Source organism: Nocardia vinacea NBRC 16497, from assembly GCF_000308835.1.
Classification (GTDB): Bacteria; Actinomycetota; Actinomycetes; order Mycobacteriales; family Mycobacteriaceae; genus Nocardia; species Nocardia vinacea.
On sequence record NZ_BAGN01000034.1, the window covers coordinates 1 to 17,146 of the forward strand.

At 65.7% G+C, this 17,146-nt stretch carries 12 protein-coding genes; 3 read left to right on the forward strand and 9 right to left on the reverse strand.

Features of this window, described 5'->3' with window-relative positions; genetic code table 11:
* The 4 genes from ON44_RS04230 to ON44_RS04245 form a co-directional block, all read right to left on the reverse strand.
* Window positions 1-963, reverse strand: a 963-nt coding sequence (locus ON44_RS04230; RefSeq protein ID WP_040686472.1) for a YhgE/Pip domain-containing protein, incomplete at its 3' end; no start/stop codon positions are given.
* A 63-nt stretch (window positions 964-1,026) separates the two neighbouring features.
* Complete coding sequence (locus tag ON44_RS04235; RefSeq protein ID WP_040686473.1) at window positions 1,027-2,859, reverse strand: ATP-binding cassette domain-containing protein; 1,833 nt, start codon at window positions 2,857-2,859, stop codon at window positions 1,027-1,029.
* Window positions 2,860-2,905: 46 nt separating this feature from the next.
* Window positions 2,906-4,087, reverse strand: a complete 1,182-nt coding sequence (locus ON44_RS04240; RefSeq protein ID WP_373283123.1) for a type III polyketide synthase — start codon at window positions 4,085-4,087, stop codon at window positions 2,906-2,908.
* An 87-nt stretch (window positions 4,088-4,174) separates the two neighbouring features.
* Entirely contained in the window at window positions 4,175-5,647 is a 1,473-nt protein-coding gene (locus tag ON44_RS04245; protein WP_083897643.1) for a cytochrome b5 domain-containing protein, read from the reverse strand.
* Between the two features lie 433 nt (window positions 5,648-6,080).
* Here ON44_RS04245 and ON44_RS04250 point away from each other — a divergent pair, with 433 nt between their 5' ends.
* Complete coding sequence (locus tag ON44_RS04250; RefSeq protein WP_040686476.1) at window positions 6,081-6,911, forward strand: LppX_LprAFG lipoprotein; 831 nt, start codon at window positions 6,081-6,083, stop codon at window positions 6,909-6,911.
* An 85-nt stretch (window positions 6,912-6,996) separates the two neighbouring features.
* Here ON44_RS04250 and ON44_RS04255 read toward each other — a convergent pair whose 3' ends face one another.
* Window positions 6,997-8,334 (reverse strand): aminotransferase-like domain-containing protein, encoded by a 1,338-nt coding sequence (locus ON44_RS04255; protein WP_040686477.1) that lies wholly within the window; start codon window positions 8,332-8,334, stop codon window positions 6,997-6,999.
* 85 nt (window positions 8,335-8,419) lie between these two features.
* On the opposite strand from ON44_RS04255, the gene ON44_RS04260 reads away from it, so the two are divergent.
* Window positions 8,420-9,061 carry a DJ-1/PfpI family protein gene (locus ON44_RS04260; protein WP_040686478.1) on the forward strand — a complete coding sequence of 214 codons (642 nt, stop codon included), beginning with the start codon at window positions 8,420-8,422 and terminating at the stop codon, window positions 9,059-9,061.
* Here the strand turns inward: ON44_RS04260 and ON44_RS04265 are convergent.
* The 4 genes from ON44_RS04265 to ON44_RS04280 form a co-directional block, all read right to left on the reverse strand.
* On the reverse strand, window positions 9,051-10,427 hold the full coding sequence (locus tag ON44_RS04265; RefSeq protein ID WP_083897645.1) for a sensor histidine kinase: 1,377 nt from the start codon (window positions 10,425-10,427) through the stop codon (window positions 9,051-9,053). The two genes, ON44_RS04260 and ON44_RS04265, sit on opposite strands and share 11 nt — an antisense overlap.
* Window positions 10,428-10,434: 7 nt before the next feature.
* Window positions 10,435-11,142, reverse strand: coding sequence for a response regulator transcription factor (locus tag ON44_RS04270; RefSeq protein WP_040686479.1), 708 nt, complete (start codon window positions 11,140-11,142; stop codon window positions 10,435-10,437).
* Window positions 11,143-11,306: 164 nt separating this feature from the next.
* The gene (locus tag ON44_RS04275; RefSeq protein WP_040686480.1) at window positions 11,307-11,693 is read right to left on the reverse strand and encodes a hemophore-related protein; all 387 of its coding nucleotides are present in this window, start codon (window positions 11,691-11,693) and stop codon (window positions 11,307-11,309) included.
* 142 nt (window positions 11,694-11,835) lie between these two features.
* A complete protein-coding gene (locus ON44_RS04280; RefSeq protein WP_051181495.1) occupies window positions 11,836-13,902 on the reverse strand; it encodes an AMP-binding protein in 2,067 nt (688 codons plus the stop codon).
* 345 nt (window positions 13,903-14,247) lie between these two features.
* Here ON44_RS04280 and ON44_RS04285 point away from each other — a divergent pair.
* Window positions 14,248-17,146: ATP-binding protein (locus tag ON44_RS04285; protein ID WP_083897644.1), on the forward strand; the 2,899-nt coding region annotated here is incomplete at its 3' end.

Sequence of the window (17,146 nt, forward strand, 5' to 3'; positions counted from 1 at the left end):
CTCGGCGAGTTTCGCGCCCTCGGCCAATTGCGCACTGGCGCCGGTCAATCGGTCCACAACTGTGCGCAGGAGCGTGCCGAGGTCAGTGCTCGGATCGACGGCGCTGCCGACCAGATCGCCGAGATCGGTCAGCTGGGATCCGGCCTGGCCTGAAACATTTCGTAGCCCTTCGAGTTTCGCGATGATATCGGCAACTTGGGGATCTCCCGCGAAGGGCAGCGCACGCATCAGCGGCAGGATCTGATCCAGGCCGCCGCTCACCGTATTCGCGGTCTGCTGCACCTGTCCGATCGTGATGCCGGTCGAATCCAATGCCGAGGCGAGTTGGTTCGCTTGTGTGGCAGCACCGGAGACGGTCGAGTTCAGCAGCGCGATAGCCGAAGTCAGTTGGGCCGAGCCCGCTTTGGCGTAGGTCAGGAAGCCGAGCAGCTGATCCGCGCCTGAGCTGAATTGATCGGCACCTGCGGCCGCGGCATTCACCCCGGCATTGAGCAGCTGGGTGGTCAACTGCACCGAGGTCATCTGGGTGCGTGCCTGCGCGACCGCGGCCAGGGCGGCATCGACACCGGATGCGCCGATCCGGTGCGTCACCGTATTCACCGCGCCGTTCACCACATTCGCGTCCGCGCCATTATGCGTATCCACGGTCACCTTGGCCCGTTTCGGCTGCGCGCTCGCCAGCGTGCCCATGGATTCGGTGAGATCGGCGGGCAGGGTGATCACGGCCGCGTAGTCATCCGCGTCGAGTTCACCCGGCTTGCCGACGGTCCATTCGTATCCACCGCCGTCCTGCTGCAGTCCCTGCGCGATGCGCGCACCCGTCGGCCCGGTGTCGGCGTTCACCAATGCGATACCGCCGGGTGAACTGGATGACCTCGAGCAAGCGGTGACGGCGCCACCGAGGGCCCCGGCGATGACAACGGCAACGGCGAGCAGGGCCCAGCGGGCGCGATTTCCAGCCACGTCTGCCGACCCTAGAACTCCGAATTGGCCGAACTCTGAGAATTCCGTAAGGGCCGCAGATGATTAGGAGACGTCGGCGCCGGTGGGCTCCGCGCTCCGCGTCGCCTCGACCACCCGGCCGAAATCGAGCTTGACCAGCTGGTCCGCGTGGTGGAAGTAGCGATCGTCGTGGGTGATCACGATGACGGTCTTCCCGCGCTGTTTGAGCTCGGTGAGGATTTTCTGATAGAAGACGTCGCGGAACCTGGGTTCCTGGTCGGCTGCCCACTCGTCGAAGACATAGATCTGCCGGTCCTCGAGCAGCGCGGTCAACAGCGCGAGCCGTTTGCGTTGCCCCTGCGACAGATCGATGGTCGACAGCCGCCCGTCGCGCACCGTCACCTTGTGCGCGATCTGCAACTCCTCGAGATAGCGGCGCACCTCACCGTCGAGTCCGGGCCGATCGAAGCCCAGGTACTCCTCGAACAGGTGGAAGTCGGTGAAGATCGCCGAGGAGTTCTGCCGGAACCACTCGATATTCTCGTGGTCGATCGGCTCGCCATTGAGCGACAGCGCGCCGGTCTGCGGCACATACAGTCCCGTGATCAGCTTGGCCAGCGTGGATTTGCCGCTGCCGTTGCCGCCGACGATGAAGGTGATCTGCCCGGGTTCGAAGACCAGATCGAGCGGGCCGAGCCGGAATCCGGATTCGTCGTTGCTCTGCTCGGGTGGCGGGCCGAGCGGCATCGGCCGGTTGTCGTGTCCGCTGTGGTCGACGACCCGATGACCGTTGACATCCGGTCGCGGCCCGCCGGGACGTGGACCACGACCGGGCGGATGCGCGCCACCCCTCGGACCAGGCGGCGGTCCGCCGGGACCCGGCGGGAACGGCGGTGGCGGCTCCATCCGGTAGCTGTAGGTGACATTCGTCAGCTCCAGCCGCGCCGCGTCGACGGCGGGACGGTCCGTGAACGGCAACCGTTCCTCGTCGTGCATGGTCTCCATGGACAGATTCATCGCGCGGATCTTCGCCAGCGCCACATCACCGCGCAGCAGATCCGGGATGCGGTGCATGAAGTTCTGCATCGGCATCGCCAGGAACGTCGTCACCAGGACATACCCGACCATCACATCGCGTGACAGATCCAGCGGCGCGACCAGCACGAACAGGATCAGCGCCATGGTGCCGAGCTGCAGCGCCTGCCCGAATCCCTGTGCCACCGAGAATTTGGATCCGGCATCGACATTCTGTGCACGCAGCGTCGCGGCCGAACCGAGCAGATGCCGCTGCATGAAATCGCGGCGCCGGCCCCGATGCAGCTTCAACTCTTTGATGCCGAGCGTCACGGCCTGGTACGACCGCAACAGCGCGTCCTCGTTCTCCCGCGCCTCGCGATAGATATTGCGCACCCGCTCGAGAATCAGCTCGACACAGGCGATCCCGAGCACTGTGCCCGCCACGGTCACCGCGAACAGCGGACCCGACACTACGAACAGGAAGACGAAGCAGCCGATGATGGTGGCCACATCGATGCAGATGCTCGGAATGGCGGTCACCGCCTGTGACAGCGAGCGCACATCTTCGGTCAGCGTGGCCATCAGACGGTGCATGCCGAGCCGTTCCAGATGCTCGAGCGGCGCCGAGACGATCCCGGAACTCAGATCCGCGCGCAGTCGGTAGATGGCCTCTTGGGCAAGGCGAATCAGTAGCACCTGCGACACCACACCACTGACCAGGATGACCAGGCCGGTTAGGACGAAGCTCTGGATGTTGACGTGCGGATGCGGTTCCGGCGACACCACACCCCTGATGAGGGTCACCAGATAGGTATTGGCCGCACCGCAGATGAGGCCCGCGGCAATGACGGCCGCGATCCGCATCCAGGAGATCGAGATGAGGAATCGGATGAGTTGCATGTTGCTGCGCTCCCTGAACGGGCGATTTTGGCTGAGACCGGTGCTATTACCGGCGAATGATGTCGAAGATCATGCCTTCGAGGGTGACTCCCGGCGCGAAGGAGAACGCCACTCCGGTCGAGATCGGCTCCGCCGCTTCCTGCTGAATCATCTGTTCCAGCACGAAAATCAGCGACACGCTCAGCATATTGCCGAACCTTGCCAGCACATCCCAGCTCAGCGCCGCCCGCTCCGGCGCGATACCGAGCGAATGCACGGACTCCTCGATGATCTTCGGCCCACCCGGGTGGATCGCCCACAGAGCGACATCGGATTTCTGTAATCCATTGCGGCCCAGGACCTCGGTGACCACGGGGTCGACCCCGGTATAGATGTACTGGGGCAGATTCTCCGACAGCTCGCAGGTGATGCCGTTCTGATTGACACCGAGCACGATGCCGTCCTCGGCACCGTCGAAGAGCCGGCTGAAGCTGTCGCGGATCACCACCTTGCCCGGCGCCAGCGGCTGCTGGACCTGACCGGCGCCGATGACCACCGCTCCACAGCCGTCCCCGAACAGGCTGTGGATGATCACATCGTTGATATTGTCATCGAATACGGCGTTCACCGAGCTCAGCTCGATGCAGACGACCATCGCCTTCTTATCCGGATGCGCCCGAACATAATCCACGGCAGTCCGAATGCCGTTCATCGCGGCCGCGCAGCCCATGAAGTTCACCACGACCCGCCCGACCGACGGCGAAAGCCCGAGCTGCTTCACCACCGCGACATCCACGCCCGGCGCGATGAAACCGGTGCTGGTCACGAAGACCAGCAAGCCGATCTCCACCGCCGCGTCCTCGATACCGGCAAGGGCACGACCAGCGACGTCGACGGCCAGCGGCACCGCGTGGCGGTAGAACAAATTCATCCGGTCCCGGATCGTGCCGCGCTCCCGGCCGAATTGCAGGAATTCGGGATCGAGCGGATCGACGACGAGCCGACGGCTGTCGATCTTCGTCTTCTGGTAAATCCGCGAAATCCGCTCCCGCTGTTGCGGATCGGTGAACAGCTCGGCCACCCGATCGGCGGCGCCGGCCTGGTCGACGAGCTGACTCGGCGCACCGGTCGCGATGCTCTCGATCACCCCGACCGTGGTCGGCGGCGCGGGCGGCAGCCCGTGCTGCACGAGGCCGTGGCCGTGCTCGTCCCCCTGACGAGCCGCCGACGTTCCCTCATCGATAGTGATTGACACGAATTCTCCCCGTTCTTGTGAAAAATGGTGATCGGCGCCGCAGTTGACCAGCGGTTCGATCGGTCGACCTCCGGAATCGGCTCAGACCGTGCCGATTCCGGTGAATCCCTGCACCGTGTAGACCGCACAGGTTTTCAGCGCCCCGGGCGAGCAATGCTCGCGGATGAAGCCCCAATTCCGTTCCTCGGCTTCGCGCGAGGGCGACAAGAGGTAGGTGCGGCAGAGCTTCGGGAAACGATCGGTGAAGAAATTCTTCGCGGGCAGCCACTCGATGCCGAATTTCGCCGACTCCTCGCGCAATACGTCCTCGGTGGCGATATTGGCGAAACCGCTGCGCTGGAACGGCAGTACGTGATGTACGCGGTGCGAACTCAAACCGGCCGCGAGAAAGCAGTCGATATAACGATTTCCGATCACCTTCAGGTCGTAGGCCTGCTCCACCTGATTGACGGCCCAGTCCTCGGTATCGGCGGCCGGGAGTTCCTCGGCCTCCACCTCGAAATCATGGCTCGCGACGACCAGGAAGGTACTGATCCACAGCGTCACCACGAATTGCAGTGCCCAGGCCCAGAAGTCGCCCGCCAGCGTGAATACCACCAACTCGCCGAGCAATAGCGCGCGCACCCCGAACGAACCGATGAAGTGTGGCAGCGCACCGCCCCAGGTTCCGTACATGTCTTTTATGCCGACTTTGCGGGTGAGGCGGCAGACATCGAGGAGTCGAATGGTCATGCCGGTCACCGTGTGCCCGAATTTGTGGAGGGTGTGAATCGGCACCCGATACAACCGCGGCACCCGCATCATCATGGTGAAGACGTTCTTCTTGATATCGACTTCACTCTGGGTATGCGGGTGGTGCAGCAGCGCGTGTCCGTCCGCGGTGACGAAAGCCAGTGCGACGTAATTGAAATCAAAGGTATTCGTATAGATCTTGTTGAGGCCCTTCTGCGCGCGATGGATCGCGTAGTGGCCGAATCCGGCCAGCGAGCTGCGCAGCAGCACCATCAGGATGACGAAGACGGGCAGCGGCATCCAGCTGCGCTCGAACAGGCGCAGACCCTGCACCGCGAAGTACGCGACGGCCAGCACCGCGACCACGATGTTGAAGATCGTGTCCATGCGCCGCAATCGCGCGGCCAGCTCGGGCTCTTTCAACCGCGCCTTGACCTTGTGCAGCAGATCGTCTTTATTGTCGAATCGGTACTTCGGAGTGTCCTGCCAACTGTCGAAACCCTCTTTGAACAGGAAGTCGGGTGCGTTGGCCTTCGGATGGATGTCCTCGGGTAATGCGTTGCGCCCCAACGCATATCTCTCCAGCATTCGTCCGATTCGCTCGGGATCGCGATGGTAGGACCCGATGATGGAGGTGATATCGCGATTTTTCGTTCGCCCGATGAAGAACTCGCCGCCGGGATGTTTGGAGATCCAGTCGCTCAGATCGTAGGCTTTTCCGTTGTAAACCCACACATTCGAGAGTTGCGGGCCACCACCAGGAGGCGGGCCGGGCGGTCTACGGAAGTCCCGCTCCTCCGCTTCCGGTTGGCTGTTCGTCATCGCATTCCTCCGTGTCTGATCCGCGGTTCGGTGGCCGTTGTCGGCCCCGGGGTTATGGCGTGTATCGCGGACAGGCGCGGGGGCGCTTCATCCGGCGAACCGGATGTCCCCCCAAAGTCACACACACTGCCTGAGCCTTCGTGACAGCATCGTGCTTGCAGCGCCTTACATCTCACTAAACAATCCCTTAACCCGGTAACTTTCGCGTCGGATTCCCCCCGATCTCTGCGAGAAGACCGAACCAAGGGTAACGTCGGCACCCGCAGCATGCGCGGCTCGCCTCGGACTTCGCCTTGCGAACGGGGTCGAGTTAGTCTGCGCGACAGGCTAATCTGGCGGGCGAAATGCTGCACTACACCGGGCGGCAGCACCAGCTGTCCTCGTCAAACCACCCGGGTCGTACCCGACCTCGCACTCTTCTGGGGGCAGAACATTGAGTGATCTGACAGCGCGAGCACGCACCTCGCACCGAATCCGTCTTCGCCGACCGGGTCTCGTGCCCGCCGTGGTCGCGGCGTCGATGTTCGCTGCACTGGTGACAGGCTGCGACTCCAGCTCCGATTCCAAGACCACCTCGTCCGCGCCGCCCTCGGGTCAGTTGCCCGATGCCGCGCAGATCGTGCAGGAGTCCGCCAGGACCACCCAGACCCTGCAGGCCGTGCACCTGAATCTGAAGGTGGACAACCTCACCAACCTTCCGGTCGAGAGCGTCTCGGCCGATGTGACCAACCAGCCGCAGGGCGCCGGTCAGGCGATCGGCGAGGCCAAGGTCCGTACCAAGCCCGAGGCCGACTTCATCCAGGCCAAGTTCCTGGTCGTCGACAAGGAAATGTACGCGCAGACCGGCAGCTCTTCCGCCTACGCCAAAATCGGTCCGGCGGAACAGATCTACGACCCGGGCGTCATCCTCGACAAGGACAAGGGTCTGGCCAACCTCATCGCGCAGGTGAAGAACCCGAAGGTGGAGGGCCGAGAGAAGGTCGACGGCACCGACACCGTGAAGGTGAGCGGAACCATCGACTCCACGGTCATCGACCCCATCGTGCCCAAGTCGGGTGACCCGGCCGGCACGTTCCCGATCACCCTGTGGATCGCGGATGTCGCGCCGCCGTCGGGTTCGGCATCGGCCCTGCCGTCTTCCGCCGCCTCCCCCGGCAACGGCCCGAACCTGGTTCAGGCTGTCGTGAAACGGGATCCGGGCACCATCAAGGTGACGCTGTCGGCATGGGGTAAGCCGGTCAAGGTCACCGCACCGCCGAAGTAGGACACAGATACCGCGAACCGGTCCGGGAATGCGTGACGGTGGCAGCAGCCGTCATCCGCACTCCCGGACCGGTTTTCGCGTTTCATCAGCGGTAGGTGTATGCGTCGACGACCCGTTTCACCTTGTGCAGCGCTTCGCGCAGGGTGTCCGGATTTGTCGAGCCGAGAGCCAACCGGAGGGCGTGTGGCACATGCGCGGACGTGGCGAACGGTTCCGCCGTGGACACCAGTACCTGTTCGCGCATGAGCGCGGCCGCTATCTGGTCGGCCCGCACCTCCTCGGGCAGGGGGAGCCAGAGGAAATACGACGACGGATGGCTGACCTGAGGCAGCCCCGCCAGAACCTCACGGGCGATCGACTGCCTGCGCCTCGCATCATCGCGCTTTTGCGCTTCCAGCCTGGTGACGGTGCCGTCGTCGAGCCACTGGCACGCGATCGCTGTCATCACCGCGGGGGTATTCCAGGTGGTGGTGCGGATCGCGCGCTCGATGGTGGGCACCAATGTGGTTGGAGCACTGACGAATCCGAATCGCAGCCCGGTCGCCACGTTCTTGGAGAGCCCGGAGACATAGACGGTCCGTTCCGGTGCGAGCGCCGACAGCGGGTGTGGCGGCTGCTCGGCCAGGAAGGCGTACGCGGCGTCCTCGATGATGAGCAGTTCGTATCGGCGCGCGATTTCGACCAACTGCGCACGGTGGTGCTCCTGGGTGACCCAGCCCAACGGGTTGTGCAGTGTCGGCATCGTGTACACGGCACGGACCCGCCGCGTCGCGCAGAGCTGTTCGAGGGCGTCGAGATCCGGTCCGTCACCCGCTGCGGGAAGCGGTGCCAGTTCCAGGTGCAGCGCACGGGCGAGCGCCTTGAAGCCGGGATAGGTCAGGGCATCGGCCGCCACGACGTCTCCCGGCCGCAGCGTCGCCATGGCGGTGGTGGCCAATCCGTGCTGAGCGCCACTGACGATCAGCACCTGATCCGCGCCGACCGGCAAACCATTACGCCGCAGATGGCGGGCGACTGTGGCCCGCTCATCAGGTCGTCCGCCGTGCGGCTGGTAGCGCAACAGGGCCTCCAGGTCACCCCGGGAAGCCAGTTGACGCAATGCCTGCCGCAGCAAGTCGGCCTGACCAGGTAGTGCCGGGTAGTTGAAGTTGAGATCCACCACGTCCGCCGCGGCCGCCTGCAGGTCGATGCCGTGGCTGGGCGGCAGCGCGATCTCGCGAACAAAGGTGCCCCGGCCGGGTTCCCCACTCACCAGACCCATGGCTTCGAGCTCGGCATAGACCCGCGACGCGGTCACCAATGCCAGCCCTTCGCTGGCCGCGAGTTGGCGATGGGTCGGCAGCCGAGTACCCGAGGGCAACCGCCCCGCTCGGATGTCGGACGCCAGCGCGTCCACGACGCCTTTGTATCTAGAGACGGCCATGCCCAGATTGTATGCATGACAATTTCTTGATTGTATTGGATCGCGGCCATACGGTGCCTGGTAACGACCGGGAAAGGCAACTGTTATGCACATCGCCATCCTCACCTTCGAGGGCTACAACGAACTCGATTCCCTCATCGCGCTCGGCGTTCTCAACCGGGTCCGGAAGACCGACTGGCGGGTATCGATCGCCAGTCCTACGGCACGAGTCCGTTCGATGAACGGTGTGATCATCGAGTCGATGGCGACGCTGGAAGAAGCCGGTAGTGCGGACGCGGTCATTATCGGTAGCGGTGCGCAGACCCGCGAAGTCGTCGCCGACCGGGAGCTGATGGCGCGGTTGCGACTCGACCCGTCGCGACAACTGCTGGCCGGACAATGCTCCGGGACATTGGTTTTGGCCAAGCTCGGACTGCTCGACGGTGTTCCCGCCTGCACCGATCTGACGACCAAACCGTGGGTCCAGGCGGCCGGGGTCGATGTGCTCGAGCAGCCGTTCTTCGCCAAGGGCAATCTCGCCACCGCAGGCGGCTGCCTCGCATCGCACTACCTCGCGGCCTGGATGATCGCCCGCCTGGAAAGTATCGAAGCGGCCGAAAGTGCTCTGCACTACGTCGCTCCGGTCGGCGAGAAGGATGACTATGTGGCCCGCGCGATGCGCAATATCGGCCCGTACCTGTACGAGGAACCGGCCACCGTGTCGGCCGGGCGGTCTTTCAGGCGGTAGTCCGGCGCTCGGGAAGGTCGAGTACCAGGCGCACACCACCGAGCGGACTGTCGTCGAAATAGGCTCGGCCACCGTGTAATTGGGCCTGTTGGGCGACCAGGGCGAGGCCTAGTCCCGAGCCGCCCCTGCTGGCTTGGCTGCCGCGGAAGAAGCGTTCGAAGACGGCGGTGCGTTCTTCGGCGGGTATGCCGCGGCCGTTGTCGTCGACGGTTATCAGTATGTGTCCGTTGGGGATTCGGTGCGCGGAGACCACGGCCTCGGTGGCGCGGCCGTGTTTGACGGAGTTGGTCAAAGCGTTGTCGACCGCGAGCCGCAGTCCGGCGGGGAGGCCGCGGGTGATCAGTTCGGCGTCGGTATCGATGCGGACGGTTACGCCGGGGAAGTGTCGCATGGCGTCGTGGGCGGCTTGGTCGCACAGGTCGCCGACGTCGGTGTCGACGTGGTCGCGTTCGTGGGTGAGGTCGCCCGAGGCGAGGCGTTCCAGTGCGGCCAAGGTGGTTTCGACGCGGCCCTGGCTGCGTTGCAGGTCGGTAAGGATTTCGGTGCGTTGGGCCTCGTCCAGGTCGAGGGTGCGCAGCACCTCGAGGTCGGTGCGCATGGCGGTGAGCGGGGTGCGCAGTTCGTGGGCGGAGACGGCGGCGAAATCGCGCGCGGTCTCCAGTGCGGCGGCGGTTTCGGTCTGTGCCTGATCCACCCGTTGCAGCAGGGTGTTCACCGCCTCGGCGAGTTTTTCTGCCTCCCTGACTCCGGAGCCGTCGACCGGCGGCTGTGGATTGTCTGGATCGCGGTAGCCGCTGCGCGTGCCGACCTGTCGGGTGAGATCGACGATCGGGCGGACGGCGCTGCCCGCGAGCAGCCAGCCCAGTGCGGCGGCGGTGGCGATCGCCAGTCCGGCCCCGGCGAGCACCCAGCGTTGTTGTTCGGCGGTTGTGCGCGCCGCCTCGGTCGCTGGAATCCCAAGGGAGACAACGCGTCCCGCCGGCTGGTTCTCGGTGGTTGTCAGCACACGGAACGGGGTGCCGTTCACGGCGACGGTGTGCGATCCGATCGGCTGTTCGGGCAGGCGGATCGGTGTGCTCGCCACGACCGTGTTGTTGTCGCGGACCGTCACTGCCATGTCGTAGGTCGGACCGACCAGTCCGAGCACACCGACGGCCAAGACCGAATCGATGAGCACCAATCGCGACGCGATGGCCAACTGCTGGTCGGTCTGGGCCAGGTTGTTGCGCTCGATGGCTCGTGAGGAGATCACGCCGATGATCGTGACGATGATGATCGCGCCGACCGCGGCCGCACCGGCAACCCGGGTGCGAAGGGAGAACGTGCGCCGCCGCCGTTTCCGGGAAGCCGGGAGCTGCGGCGTCATCGCCAACTCACTTGGGTGCTCGCAGCACGAATCCGACGCCGCGGACCGTGTGCAGCAGCCGTGGCGTGCCCTCGACCTCCAGCTTGCGCCGCAGGTATCCGACGAAGACATCGACCACATTGGTGTCGGCCGCGAAGTCGTAGCCCCACACCAATTCCAGTAGCCGCTCGCGGCTCAGCACCACGCCCGCATTGCGGGCCAGGGTGGACAGCAGCTCGAATTCGCGCTTGGTGAGCTCGATTTCGCGGCCGTTCAGCAATGCGCGGTATCCAGCGACATCGACCTCCAGCGAGCCGACCGTGATCGCGCCCGGCGTGGCGGGGGCCGGAACGTCCGAGCGGCGGCGCAGCAGCGCCTTGATCCGCGCCACCAATTCGGCGAGGACGAACGGCTTGGTCAGATAGTCGTCGGCGCCGGACTCCAATCCGGAGATCCGGTCGTCGACGGAGGCGCGGGCGCTGAGCACACAGATCGGGACCTCATTGCCCAAGGCCCGAAGTGCCGTCACCACGCCCGCACCGTCGAGCAGCGGCATATTCATATCGAGCACCACCGCGTCGGGCACCTGCTCGGTCACGCTGCGCAGCGCCTCGGCGCCGTCGCGGGCGACCCGCACCTGGAAGCCGGACAGGCGCAGGCCGCGCTCGACCGACGCGAGCACGTCCTCGTCATCGTCGACGACAAGGACGGTCGGGTTGGAAGTCACGTCATCCATTGTGCCGCCACTCGGAAACGGAATCGGTTAGGCAACCGACTGATTTCGGAAGTACATGGGTTACTCGTCGGGGACGGGCTGACCCATCTACCGCTTATCCGCCGGTCGCCGATGTTGCGTTCGTGGCACCCAGGTCTGGCGCCTCCGGGGAGGCGGGGGAGCGCTCAGTAGCTGTGGCAGGTTTCGGCCACGGTGCGGATGGTCTCGGCCAGCCCGGACGCACGCGGGTCGTTCTCGGCGTCCTGCGCGGCGCTCGGGTTCTCGTTGATGGCGGCCTGGAGTTCCGCGCGACGCTGTTCGACCGGCTGATCGAACTTGCGCTGCAGCTCGGCCTTCTGGGTCGGGTTCGCGTCGAGCATGGCCGCCAGCTGCGGGGCCTTGGCGTGCAGCGCCGCGTCGACCTGGGCGAAAGAGCAGTCGGAGGTCAGCAGCGGCCCGGCCAGCGTCATCGGATCCGCGGCCGCGATGGCCGGGGAGAGCAACACGGCCACACTGGCCATGCCGCCGGCGGCGAGAGCGGCGACGGCCGGGCGACTGTGGAAGAGCTTCATGGTGTGTGCCTCCAGTTTTCGAGGGTCTGCTGCTTCGAGGTGCTGTGGATCCAGCGCCCTAGACGCTATTGCCCCGCACTGGCGCATGTGTGAACTATCCCTGAGGATTCTCTAAGGGGTGAAACGAAATGCAATCGCAAAGCTATGACGGCACAATCGGATCGCCGTTGGGTGCAACGACTTCCGGGCCCGGCTCCTGCGGGCGGCTGGCCCGGATCTGGACCTCCAGTGCGGCGAGTACCGAAGCATCTTCGATGGTGGATGGCACCTCGTAAGTATCGCCCGCGGTGATCTGACGGATCGTCTTGCGCAGGATCTTGCCCGATCGGGTTTTGGGCAGCGCGGTGACGACGACGGCGTCGTGCAGGGTGGCGATCGCGCCGATCTGCTCGCGCACCCGGGCGATCAGTTCGTCGCGCAGGCGGTCCGGATCGATTTCGACGCCGGACTTGAGCACCACGTAGGCGATCGGCCGCTGGCCCTTGAGTTCGTCGGGCAGGCCGATCACCGCGCATTCGGCGACGGCCTCGTGTCCGGCGATGGCGGCCTCGATGCTGCCCGCCGACAGCCGGTGTCCGGCCATATTGATCACATCGTCGCTGCGGCCGAGCACGTAGAGGTACCCGTCGTCATCGAAGTATCCGGAGTCGCCGGTCAGGTAGTGGCCGGGAAACGCCGACATATAGGAGCGTTGGAAGCGGTCTTCGTCGCGCCATAGTCCGGTTAGTGTCCCCGGCGGTAGTGGTAGGCCGATAACGATATTGCCCTCGGTGCCCGGTGCGACCGGATTGCCCTCGGCATCGAGCACCCGCAGCCGGAAGCCGGGCACCGGCACCGACGCCGAACCCGCCTTGATCGGAAGTTGCTGCAGGCCGAGCAGATTCGCGCAGATCGGCCAGCCGGTCTCGGTCTGCCACCAGTGGTCGACCACCGGGCAGTCCGGCCGATCGGCGAGCAGCGTTTCGTTGGCCCACTCGTAGGTCGCCGGATCCAGACGCTCACCGGCGCAGAACAATGCGCGCAGCGAGGACAGGTCGTGGTGGTGGGCGAGTGCGGCATCCGGATCGGCCTTGCGGATGGCGCGCAGCGCGGTCGGCGCGGTGAACAGCACCCGCACGTTGTGCTCGGCGACCACCCGCCAGAACGCGCCCGCATCCGGTGTCCCGACCGGTTTGCCTTCGTAGAGCAGCGTTGTCGCGCCGACGAGCAGCGGCGCGTAGACGATGTACGAATGTCCGACGACCCAGCCGACATCCGAGGCGGCCCACATCACCTGGCCCGGCCCGACGTCGTAGATATTGCGCATGGACCACGACAGGGCGACCGCATGTCCGCCGTTGTCGCGGACCACGCCCTTGGGCTTCCCGGTGGTGCCGGAGGTGTAGAGGATATAGAGCGGATCGGTCGCCGCGACCGGAACCGGATCGGCGGGTTGCGCATCGCGCACCGCGTCTTCCCAATCGAGCCACTGCGCCGCGACGGTCTGTGTGGAACTCGGCAGTGAATCGGTGGCGGGCTGCGGCGCGGAGAAGTGGATGGTCGGAAATTGCGGTCGCTGCTTGACGATCACGTGACGCGGCGCGCTCGTCTCGGCGAGGTCGAGGGCCCGCAACACGATCGGCGGGTAATCGATCGTTCGGCCCGGCTCCAGTCCGCCCGATGCAGTGATGATCAACACAGGTTCGGCGTCATCGATGCGGGCTGCCAGCTCCGGTGCGGCGAAGCCGCCGAAGACCACCGAATGCACCGCGCCGATGCGGGCGCAGGCCAGCATGGCGATCACCGCCTCGGGGATCATCGGCAGGTAGATGACCACGCGGTCACCCGCGGCGACACCCAAACGTGCCATCGCACCGGCGAACTCGGCAACCTCGGCAAGTAGTTCGGCGTAGGTGAAAACGCCTCTGGTGCCGGTCATAGCGGAGTCGTATATTAGGGCGGGCTGATCGGCCCGGCTCGCTTCGTCCGGAGTGTCACCGCCGTGCACATGCCGGTCGAGGGCGTTGAAGGAGGTATTGAGGCGAGCGTCCGGAAACCATCTGGCCATCGATCGGGCCGTGGTGTCGACGATGTGGGTCGGCGGGGTCACCCAATCGATCGCCTCGGCCGCCTCGGCCCAGAACTCGGCGGGATCGACCAAGCTGGTCTGATAGACCGGCCGGTACGCTTGATTCTCCGGCCCACCCGTCGCCCGACCACCGCCCCCCACGGAATCGCTACGCGATGCTGTACCCAAATCGTGACTCCCTAGCCTCGCCTCGATGCCCGCCTCGATAGATCAGCACGATTGTGGCAGACTTCACGCGACGCCCGGGTGGGTGCCGCGACCTCTGGTTTTGCCAATTATCGGCAGGTCAAGGCCGGTAACCATACTCAACGTCACCCAAGCTGTTATTGATCCGTTAGAATCTGATGTCACTTATTTGGGCCGTCGTAGACGCAATTTCTCGGCCAGCCGCAGTTCCTCGGCCAGCTCTGCCTGTCGAGCCAGCATGCGATTGTCTAGGTTCGCTGATGGCACGTGGTTGGGGCCAGTTTGGAAAGTGAGTGGGAGATGCGTGACGCCGCAAGGTCCGGCAGCAAACGCTGGGCGCTCGGCAACTGGGACCTGCGCTGGAAGGTTACGGCGGTCCTGGCCGTTCCGCTGGCAGTCGCGGTTGGGCTCGGCGTGTCCAGGATTACCACCGAGTTCGCCGAGGCGAACCGACTGGACGCCGCCGCAAAGAACATCGAGGCGATTCCTGCCGTCACCGCGCTGAGTGCGCAGACGGCGACGACCGCCGGTTCGCAGATGATTTCGATCATGCCGAACGTTTCGATCGTGTCGGACAAGAACCTCGCCGACCTCGACAAGGTCATCGCCGATGCCGAGCAATCGGTCGGCAAGGTCGACGGTGTTGCCGGCGCGCGCGCGTCGCTGGAAGACATGATCACCCAGGCCAAGGCGGTGCGCGCCCAGGGCAAGAACGTCTCGACGCAGACCCCGGCCGAAGTCATCGGGACGATCGACAGGGTCCGCAACGACAGTGTCCACATCGTGGAGTCCACGGTCGGCCAGGTCAGTGATCAGGCCATCGAACAGGCGAAGCTGCGGCTGGTCGACTCGTTGAACACCCGTTACGCGCTGGTCGCTGAGGTCGCCGCATTCCCCGAGGTGCTGCGCGGTTCGGCGGCGGGCGTGCAGAGCGCGATCACCGCGGCCAATACCGAGCGGGCGATGCTCAACGTGCTCGCCCACCGCTTTTCCGATGGTGATACCGCGATCGCCGATCTGCGGGCCGGTATCGATAACCGGATCTCACTGCTGACCAGCCCGGAGGCGCAGGCAGGCAAGATCCCGGTCGGTGATCTGAAGAACTCGCTCACCGGCAGCCTCGATGTCTACGAGCGTGTGGTCACGAAGTCCACCAAGGACATCGACACGGCGATGAGTTCGCTGGTGTCCGCGGCCAATACCGGCGCGTGGACCTACACCGCGGTCGTCATCGCGACCATTCTCGCCGCGCTTTTGCTCGCGGTGTTCGTCGCGCGCTCGATGATCGTGCCGCTGCACCGGCTGCGCCTGGCCGCGCTGCGCGTGGCCGAGAGCGATCTGCCACACGAGGTCGCCCAGTTGCGTAACGGCGCGTCCCCCGAGGATGTGCCGCTGGAGCCGATGCCGATCCGCAGCCACGAGGAAATCGGTCAGCTGGCCCGCGCCGTCGACGATATCCACGGCCAGGCGCTGCGTCTGGCCAGTGACCAGGCGCAGATGCGTGCCCAGGTCAACGACATGTTCGAAACCCTGGCCCGGCGCTCCAAGTCGCTCGTCGACCATCAGCTCAGTTTGATCGAGGCGATGGAGTACGACGAGAAGGATCCGCGCCTGCTGGAAAACCTGTTCCGGCTGGACCACCTCGCGGCTCGTATGCGCCGTAACGGTGACAACCTGCTGATCCTCGCCGGTACCCGGCAGCGGCGCAGCAAGTCCGCGCCGGTCGAGATCGCGGACGTGCTGCGTGCGGCGATCTCCGAGGTCGAGGACTACGAACGCGTGAAGCTCGGTGCGACACCGCGTGGTTCGCTGGTCGAGCCCGCCGCCTCGGATATGGCGCACCTGTTCGCCGAGCTATTGGACAACGCGCTACGCGCGTCGCCGCCAGAGACCGACGTGAAGTTCACCTTCGCGCACGGACACGACCAGGGCATGCTCATCGAGGTCGCGGACCGCGGCATCGGTATGCCGCCCAGTGAAATGGCCGACATCAACCGGCGGCTCGAGCAGACCGCCGAGCCGGGTCCGGATACCGCGCGACACATGGGTCTTTTCGTGGTCGGCCGGTTGGCCGAGCGCCACGGACTCACCGTGCGCCTGCGCCCGACCTTCGATACCGCACGGGATCCCGGCGTCACGGTCACCGTGCAGGTTCCCGCCAATCTGATCGTGCTCGGACAGGGCCAGACCACCGCGATGCCGCAGGCGGCACCGCAGGTCGCCGCGGCTCCGCAACGGCCGTCGGCCGCGGCGTCGATGCAGATGCGTGCGATCACCAGGACGCCCGGTGGCAATGTCATGGTCACCGTCGATCCCGGTGTGAGCGGGCCGATTCCGACGAGCAGTCCGGCACCGGTCGCGGGCAGTGGACCGATTCCGTCGGCGGGCGGGCTGCCGCAGCGTTCGCCCGGCTCGACCATGTCCTCGGGTGCCTCGGGGTTGCGTCAGGAACCGGCGCAACCGAATCCGACCCTGCGCCCATCGGCCGGACAGCCACCGAGCGGTCCGCAGCGCGGCAAGCTCGCCGCGGCGAATCTGCCGAGACGCAATGTCACTCCCGGCGGTCCGCCGCCGAGTCGGCCGGGCGCCGAGCCGACGGTTTCCGGCGGTGGTCTGCCGCCGCGGAATCTGAATTCCGGTGGACTGCCGCAGCGTCAGCCCGGCACGAATGGTGTGCCGGAGGGCGGTCAGCCGAGTGGTGGTCTGCCGCAGCGTCAGCCGGGCAGCAACGGTGCGCCGCCGCGCGAGGGCGCGGGCGGTCTGCCGCAGCGTGCGTCGGGGCTGAACGGTCTGCCGCAGCGCGAACCGGGTGCCGGTGGTGTGCCGCCGCGCGATACCGGGTCGAGCCTGCCGCAGCGTGATCCGTCGGGTGGATTGCCACAGCGTGAGCCTGGTTCGACCGGACTGCCGCAACGGGATTCGGCTGCCGGTGGCCTGCCACAGCGGGATTCGGCCGCCGGAGGGCTGCCGCAGCGGGAGCCGGGTGCTACCGGTCTGCCGCAGCGTCAGTCGCCTGCGAGCGGTCTGCCGCAGCGTGAGAGCACGGGTGGTCTGCCGCAGCGTGAGAGCACGGGTGGTCTGCCACAGCGTGAGAGCGCTAGTGGCCTGCCGCAGCGCGAACCTACCGGTGGTCTACCGCAGCGCGAACCCACCGGTGGTCTACCGCAGCGTGAGAGCGCGGGCGGTTTGCCACAGCGTG

Bases quoted from the DNA above. Each gene is read 5' to 3' on its own strand.
- ON44_RS04270 (WP_040686479.1), bottom strand. From the start codon at position 11,142: ATGGATGACGTGACTTCCAACCCGACCGTCCTTGTCGTCGACGATGAC.
- ON44_RS04255 (WP_040686477.1), bottom strand. From the start codon at position 8,334: ATGGCCGTCTCTAGATACAAAGGCGTCGTGGACGCGCTGGCGTCCGAC.
- ON44_RS04265 (WP_083897645.1), bottom strand. From the start codon at position 10,427: ATGACGCCGCAGCTCCCGGCTTCCCGGAAACGGCGGCGGCGCACGTTC.
- ON44_RS04260 (WP_040686478.1), top strand. From the start codon at position 8,420: ATGCACATCGCCATCCTCACCTTCGAGGGCTACAACGAACTCGATTCC.
- ON44_RS04245 (WP_083897643.1), bottom strand. From the start codon at position 5,647: ATGACGAACAGCCAACCGGAAGCGGAGGAGCGGGACTTCCGTAGACCG.
- ON44_RS04275 (WP_040686480.1), bottom strand. From the start codon at position 11,693: ATGAAGCTCTTCCACAGTCGCCCGGCCGTCGCCGCTCTCGCCGCCGGC.
- ON44_RS04235 (WP_040686473.1), bottom strand. From the start codon at position 2,859: ATGCAACTCATCCGATTCCTCATCTCGATCTCCTGGATGCGGATCGCG.